The sequence below is a fragment of the Okeania sp. SIO2C9 genome (genome assembly GCF_010672455.1).
In the GTDB taxonomy this organism is placed as follows: domain Bacteria; phylum Cyanobacteriota; class Cyanobacteriia; order Cyanobacteriales; family Microcoleaceae; genus Okeania.
On sequence record NZ_JAAHGO010000095.1, the window covers coordinates 23,591 to 29,590 of the forward strand.

Here is a 6,000-nt window from a genome sequence, read left to right on the forward strand (position 1 = left end):
TTTGGCAAGGTTGGAGTGACTTCAGTATAGTAAGTAAAGCATTAAAAATGTTGAGGAAGAGTTTAATTTAGCAAAAGCTCGATAGCACCTCAAACATTAACTAGCTATGTGTAATTAACAGGACACGAGCTAGAAACTTAACATGAAAACAGTAAATCAGACAAAAATAGTGTAGTTAGGAATAAAAACAATGAATCAAGCAGTAAAAAGTAAAGACAACGAGAGTTTTGACGCAATAAAAGAAGCTCATACTCTCTCTGGTGATGCAGAAAAGCTCCAAACATACTACGACAAATGGGCGGTCGCATATGACAGTGATGTGTCCAATGAACAGTATATAGGACCAGAATACATAGTCAACTTCTTGACAACACTAAAAAGCGATAATAGGTTGAAAACAGTAGACTCAAGTGATCGTAAGATAAAAATTCTAGATACAGGATGTGGTACTGGTTTAGTAGGTATTGTCCTCCAGCAAAAAGGTTATCAGAATATAGATGGAGCTGATTTGTCTGAAAGAATGGTAGAACAAGCTCGCTCGACAGGTGTTTATAATTTTCTGGAAAGTGAAGTTGACCTCACGAAAAAAAATGAAGCTTATGAGGACAACCAATATGATGCGACAGTTTGTTGTGGCGTGTTCACTTTAGGTCATGTACCACCAACTGCTTTGTCAGAACTAATCCGCATTACCAAACCAGGAGGTTGGGTAGTAGTAAGTACCCGCAAGAGTTATTATGATAGCACTAACTTCCAAGAAGTTTGCGACCGCTACCAACAAGAAGGTAAAGTTAAATTGGTCAACCATGTTAAAGATGGTCCATATATTGCCGAAGAAGGGGCGCATTATTGGGCTTTTGCAGTTTGTTAATTGACAAGCTGCTGTGAGCGAAGAGTGAAAGCTAGCCAAGAAAAAGCTAACTACATAGCTTTAGCGATCGCGTGCAGCCAGTTTTACCTAGGATGTTGATTCTGATAATTTTTCCACCCCGAAAAGTTATGCAGCACTACTCCTGTTTCTCTCTATGAACAGGAGGTTGTTAAAAGTTTCGCTCGGGTACTGTTTTTGAATTAGTCTTAGTACTTTTAAGATAGCCCTTATTATTTCCATAATAGGGCAAAAGAGTAAAACAGGAAACCTGATAGAATCAACTCCCTAGGTTTTACCAAAACCTTAACTATTTTCTAGCAATAGAGGAAAGCAAAAATTAGCTAACTCTATAGTTTTTATTGTGGAAATTCAGACTAAAAATTGAACTATATAGGTAAATAAAATTGATTCTATGAAAAGTCTGCCAATTATCTCCTTATCAGAATTAGAAAAAGCCAGCCCTCAAGAAATAAAAAAATTGTACGATGTTTGCTACGAACATGGTTTTTTCTATCTTAAAGAACATGGAGTTTCCAGAGAAATAATCAATCAAACTATTGAGGCATCGCGGAATTTTTTTGAATTGCCTGAAGATGTAAAACAAAACTACCGTCAAGATATCCAAAAAGTTTATCCCAAAACTTCCAGGGGTTACGTTCCTTTGTATGGGGAATTTCTGAATAAAGAAAGTGGGTTTGACCCTAAAGAAATTTTCGATTTAGGTATAGAAAGACCTTTATCAGAGCAACCATTTACAGGTCCGACGGTTATACCTGATGATAGTGTAGCTCCAGGTTTTGCCAGCTCTCATTATCAGCTACAAAATGAAATAATGACAAAGGTAACTCCTAAATTATTAAAAGGATTAGCTTTAGCTTTAGGATTAGAAGCAAATTTCTTTGATCGATATTTTACAGAGCCGACATTAATCCAACGCACGATTTATTATCCGGCAGGGATGGGAAAAGCAGGAAAACATACTGATAATGGCATATTTACAGTTTTAATTCAAGAAGATTTTCCCCAGCCTTCTTTAAGAGTTTATACTAAAGAAGAATGGATAGATGCTCCCTGTGTAGAAGATGCGTTTGTGATTAATTTAGGGGATCTGTTGCAAATGTGGACAAAAGGATTATTTGTCAGTACGCCACATGAAGTATTTCATCGTAATTCTGATGCAACTCGAATATCAATTCCCTTCTTTGTTTATCCTAATATTGATGCAATAATTGAACCATTTGGTACTACTGAAAAAATTAGTTCTAAAGAAGTAATGTTGAATAATTTTGTGTCAATTTGGGAAACAAATGAAGGAGCAGGTAGGGCGAAAGAATTAGTCTAATCAGAGATAGATAAAAATTCAAAAAAATCCACAAATCAGGGTTGAATAAACTACTTATAACCCATTTATTAATGCTTTGATAATTATCAGTATATATAAATGGGGTTATCTTTGACATATTAGAATAAAAAATAAATGATTAATGAGTATTTTGAGATAGCAAATTATTATGACAACCTATTAACAAGTGGATACTTTGACTATGATTTCCTTAGCAAGACCTTGCACAACTTACTTGGTGCTAGAAGAAAAGTTTTAGATATTGGTGTAGGAACGGGATTACTGACTGAAAAAATGCTTTCTTTGGCAAACTATAACATTGTTGGCGTTGATTTTTCTCCCCGAATGTTGGAAATTGCTAAGAAGAGATTAGCAATTTCAGATGTTAGGTTGATTTGTCAAGATATTATAAAATTTGAAACTGAGGAAAAGTTTGAAGCTATAGTTTCAACTGGAGGTGTTATTTGCATAGTGGAAGAAGATGGAGAATATAGAATTTTTAGTCACATAACTAATCCAGAGAAAAATAAGCAGTTGTTAGCAAAGTTACACAGTCATTTAGATGAGGGTGGATTGTTAGCATTAGGGATTCAAAGACCTCATACCAAATATAAAAAGGAAATCAAAGATAAAATTTTTTATGAGCAGAAAATCAAAAAGGAGGGAAATTATCTTGATAAGTGGTATGTGTTTTCTCAAGCTAATGGGGAAATTCTCAGCGAGCAATTTTGCCGTTTTTATTTTTTTGATGGACTACATACAGCTAAAGTGCTGACTGATGCTGGTTTTCAGCAAGGATATCAGATTATTGATGACAAGTTTGTGGTCAGCTACAAAGAATAGAGCAATTATGACACAGTTAATAGAGTTGTCACTAAATAAAGGGAAAAAATCGCTCCAACCTAGACAGATCAATAATTCCAATACTTTTTGGTTGCCAATAGCTACAATTTTTACAGAACAAGGTTTTTGGGATTTTTTTAAGTTATATAGCGCTACGCGCAAGGCAACAGGCAACAGCTCCGGAAGGCAATAGGTGAATACAAAAGGGTTTGCTGCTTCTATTCATATCAAACACCTTAATGCATAGCGCTATAAAGCGACAATTCTAATGAATGCTGTTCTGCTAACTGAGTATGGGGGACTTGACAGTTGATAAAAATTTGACTATACTTATTGAAAATTACACATATATAGCGATATTACAGCAGTATGAGTAATTTATTAAGCATACAAGAGGCTGCCGATTTATTAGGAGTGAGTACAAACACACTTCGTAGATGGGAAGCAGAGAGCAAAATTACTTCTGAACGTACAGTTGGTGGACATCGCCGTTATCAAGTAAGTGACTTACTTAATCATAAAAGTGATGCGCGTCTTACTATTGCTTATGCCAGAGTCAGTAGTCGCGATCAAAAAACAGACCTAGAGCGCCAAATTATGATGCTAGAAGTCTATTGTGCAAAGCACGGTTGGAGCTACGAAATAATTTCTGATTTAGGTTCTGGTATGAATTACAGAAAAAAAGGCTTAATTAAGTTACTGAAATTAATCACGACTTACCAAGTGGAACGTTTGGTATTATCCCACAAAGATAGATTACTCAGGTTTGGTGCTGAATTAATATTCTCGCTTTGTGAACAATTTGGAGTAGAAGTAATCATAATTAATCGCTCACAAGACTCAACCTTTGAAGAAGATTTAGCCAATGATGTGTTGGAAATAATTACAGTATTTTCAGCTAGATTATATGGTTCGAGGAGCCACAAAAACAAGCAAATTGTTCAAGAGCTAAAAAATGTTGCATCGAAGCTTTAAAACGAAGTTAAAACTTAATAATCAACAAAAAACAATACTTGCCAAACACGCAGGTGTTGCTCGTCATTCTTATAACTGGGGGTTAGCAACTTGTATTACGGAATACCAACAAACCAAGAAACGCCCAAACGCAATTACCTTGCATAAACGTTTAGTAGCTGAAGTCAAATCAATTAATCCCTGGTATTATGAGGTATCGATCGGGTGCACCAAGGGCAAGCCTTAAGAGATTTAGAGAGGGCATTTAAAAACTTTCTAACTATTGCGAGCCGTGGATTTCCGGCCTTTAAGAAAAAAGGCAGAAAAGACAGCTTTTATTTAGAAGGTAGTATTAAGATTATTCAAGGAAACTACATACAATTACCAAGAATAGGAGTAGTAAAAACTTATGAAATTTTACCCTCTGTACCAGTAAAAAATGTCACCATATCCAAACGAGCAGATAGTTGGTACATCAGTTTTAAGTACAATTTTGAATCCGTTCCAATAGAAAAAGAGCGAGAAACTATTGGTGTAGACATAGGCATAAATACATTAGCAACCTGTTCTGATGGCAGTAAATTTGCTAACGTCAAAGCCTATAGGCAAGCCAAAAAACGATTAGTTCGTCATCAACGTGCAGTCAGTAAAAAAGTTATTGGTTCCAAAAACAGACGCAAAGCAGTAAAAAAACTAGCAAAAGTCCACAAAAAAGTAGCCGATATCAGAGCAGATACACTACATAAGCTCACAACATGGTTAGCTAAAAATCACAGCACCATAGTAATTGAGGATTTAAACGTAAGTGGAATGCTCAAAAAGCGGTGCGACCCCGCGACGACGTCAGCTCGCTTGCGGAACGCGCACCAAGACATCATAAACTAGCAAGTGCCATAGCAGATTGTGGTTTTTATGAATTTAAACGTCAACTTACATACAAATGTGAATGGTATGGTACTGAATTAGTCATAGCAGATAGATTTTACCCAAGTTCTCAAATATGTTCAAACTGTGGGCATCAACAGAAAATGCCGTTACACTTGAGAACTTATGTTAGCGCAGCTTTGCGTTAGCAAATGTAGTGAATGTGGTTTTCAAGCTGATAGAGACTATAACGCTGCTGTCAACCTGAAAAACTATGTGTATCAGTAGCTTGAGTTTCAAGCGATTTTAAGCCTGTGGAGAGAATAAGTTACAGACTGCGGTCAGTGGTTCTCATAGAAGCAGGAAGCTAGCTCCAAAGCTCAAATCTCATTTGGGTAAGTTTGGATAAGTTTAGTAGAACGGGACTGGAAAAATTATAATATATCCAAGTACCAAAACTCATTCCTCAGCAGGGAGAAGTATTAATTAGGGTGCTTATTCTGTTAAGAATACAGACATAAACACTGGCAATGGATGGTAAGCAGATGAAGGGTTTCAAGAAATTCTCCAAGATACCAAGAAAAATGATGAGGACAAATTTACAGGTTGCTCTCAGACTGGGATAAAATTTTCGGGGTTGCACATTATGGAATGATATTGCCAAAAATTAGTTTAGACTTTGACTAAAAAGAAACCTAATATTAATCATTCTAGCAATTGACTAATCCAAAATCCAATTACATCAAAAATCTAAAATCATTTGTCACTGTGCAACGCCCGGAACGGAGTTTTATCCCTCAACTATACCCTCACTAATAATCATAATTATTTTCACCATTTATGGCAATTTTTAATGATTACTTATATCCTTTAAACCCTTGCTATACAATAGTTTTAATATCCTTTTCACCCTGTGAGTGATAAGACTTTTGCACCAGAAGTTATGGGATTGAGCGTGCAGCCGAAAATGAATGTTTAGGGAGAGGCAATAGCTGTGTATGAATAGTGCGACTCGTTGGTTAGTCAAGACTGTTGAAAAGCAGGTATAACTAGCCTTCCAGGTCGCGACATGAAGTGAATAAACTTCGACCTGTGAAAACTCTTATGCCCTTGATGGTGAAATTCC

8 protein-coding genes are annotated in these 6,000 nt (G+C 36.0%); all 8 read left to right on the forward strand.

What is annotated here, in order from left to right:
• Positions 1 to 190 precede the first annotated feature (190 nt).
• The 8 genes from F6K23_RS35480 to F6K23_RS35515 all read left to right on the forward strand — a co-directional run bounded on the left by F6K23_RS35480 (position 191) and on the right by F6K23_RS35515 (position 5,162).
• The gene (locus F6K23_RS35480) at positions 191 to 871 is read left to right on the forward strand and encodes a class I SAM-dependent methyltransferase (RefSeq protein WP_293165186.1); all 681 of its coding nucleotides are present in this window, start codon (positions 191 to 193) and stop codon (positions 869 to 871) included.
• 412 nt (positions 872 to 1,283) lie between these two features.
• A complete protein-coding gene (locus F6K23_RS35485) occupies positions 1,284 to 2,213 on the forward strand; it encodes an isopenicillin N synthase family oxygenase (RefSeq protein WP_293165188.1) in 930 nt (309 codons plus the stop codon).
• A gap of 135 nt (positions 2,214 to 2,348) precedes the next feature.
• Positions 2,349 to 3,056 (forward strand): class I SAM-dependent methyltransferase, encoded by a 708-nt coding sequence (locus F6K23_RS35490; protein ID WP_293165190.1) that lies wholly within the window; start codon positions 2,349 to 2,351, stop codon positions 3,054 to 3,056.
• A gap of 369 nt (positions 3,057 to 3,425) precedes the next feature.
• On the forward strand, positions 3,426 to 4,031 hold the full coding sequence (locus F6K23_RS35495; protein ID WP_293165192.1) for an IS607 family transposase: 606 nt from the start codon (positions 3,426 to 3,428) through the stop codon (positions 4,029 to 4,031).
• Positions 4,012 to 4,257, forward strand: a complete 246-nt coding sequence (locus tag F6K23_RS35500) for a helix-turn-helix domain-containing protein (protein ID WP_293165194.1) — start codon at positions 4,012 to 4,014, stop codon at positions 4,255 to 4,257. The genes F6K23_RS35495 and F6K23_RS35500 overlap by 20 nt, the downstream gene beginning before the upstream one ends.
• Positions 4,236 to 4,895, forward strand: a complete 660-nt coding sequence (locus tag F6K23_RS35505; RefSeq protein WP_293165196.1) for a transposase — start codon at positions 4,236 to 4,238, stop codon at positions 4,893 to 4,895. Before F6K23_RS35500 ends, F6K23_RS35505 begins: the two co-directional genes overlap by 22 nt.
• The gene (locus tag F6K23_RS35510; RefSeq protein ID WP_293165198.1) at positions 4,835 to 5,083 is read left to right on the forward strand and encodes a zinc ribbon domain-containing protein; all 249 of its coding nucleotides are present in this window, start codon (positions 4,835 to 4,837) and stop codon (positions 5,081 to 5,083) included. The genes F6K23_RS35505 and F6K23_RS35510 overlap by 61 nt, the downstream gene beginning before the upstream one ends.
• Positions 5,061 to 5,162, forward strand: coding sequence for a zinc ribbon domain-containing protein (locus F6K23_RS35515; RefSeq protein WP_293165199.1), 102 nt, complete (start codon positions 5,061 to 5,063; stop codon positions 5,160 to 5,162). The genes F6K23_RS35510 and F6K23_RS35515 overlap by 23 nt, the downstream gene beginning before the upstream one ends.
• Positions 5,163 to 6,000: the final 838 nt, after the last annotated feature.

What these genes read in the sequence shown, in the direction of transcription:
- F6K23_RS35500 (WP_293165194.1), top strand. Translation starts at nt 4,012, where the DNA reads ATGTTGCATCGAAGCTTTAAAACGAAGTTAAAACTTAATAATCAACAA.
- F6K23_RS35495 (WP_293165192.1), top strand. Translation starts at nt 3,426, where the DNA reads ATGAGTAATTTATTAAGCATACAAGAGGCTGCCGATTTATTAGGAGTG.
- F6K23_RS35485 (WP_293165188.1), top strand. Translation starts at nt 1,284, where the DNA reads ATGAAAAGTCTGCCAATTATCTCCTTATCAGAATTAGAAAAAGCCAGC.
- F6K23_RS35515 (WP_293165199.1), top strand. Translation starts at nt 5,061, where the DNA reads ATGTTAGCGCAGCTTTGCGTTAGCAAATGTAGTGAATGTGGTTTTCAA.
- F6K23_RS35490 (WP_293165190.1), top strand. Translation starts at nt 2,349, where the DNA reads ATGATTAATGAGTATTTTGAGATAGCAAATTATTATGACAACCTATTA.
- F6K23_RS35480 (WP_293165186.1), top strand. Translation starts at nt 191, where the DNA reads ATGAATCAAGCAGTAAAAAGTAAAGACAACGAGAGTTTTGACGCAATA.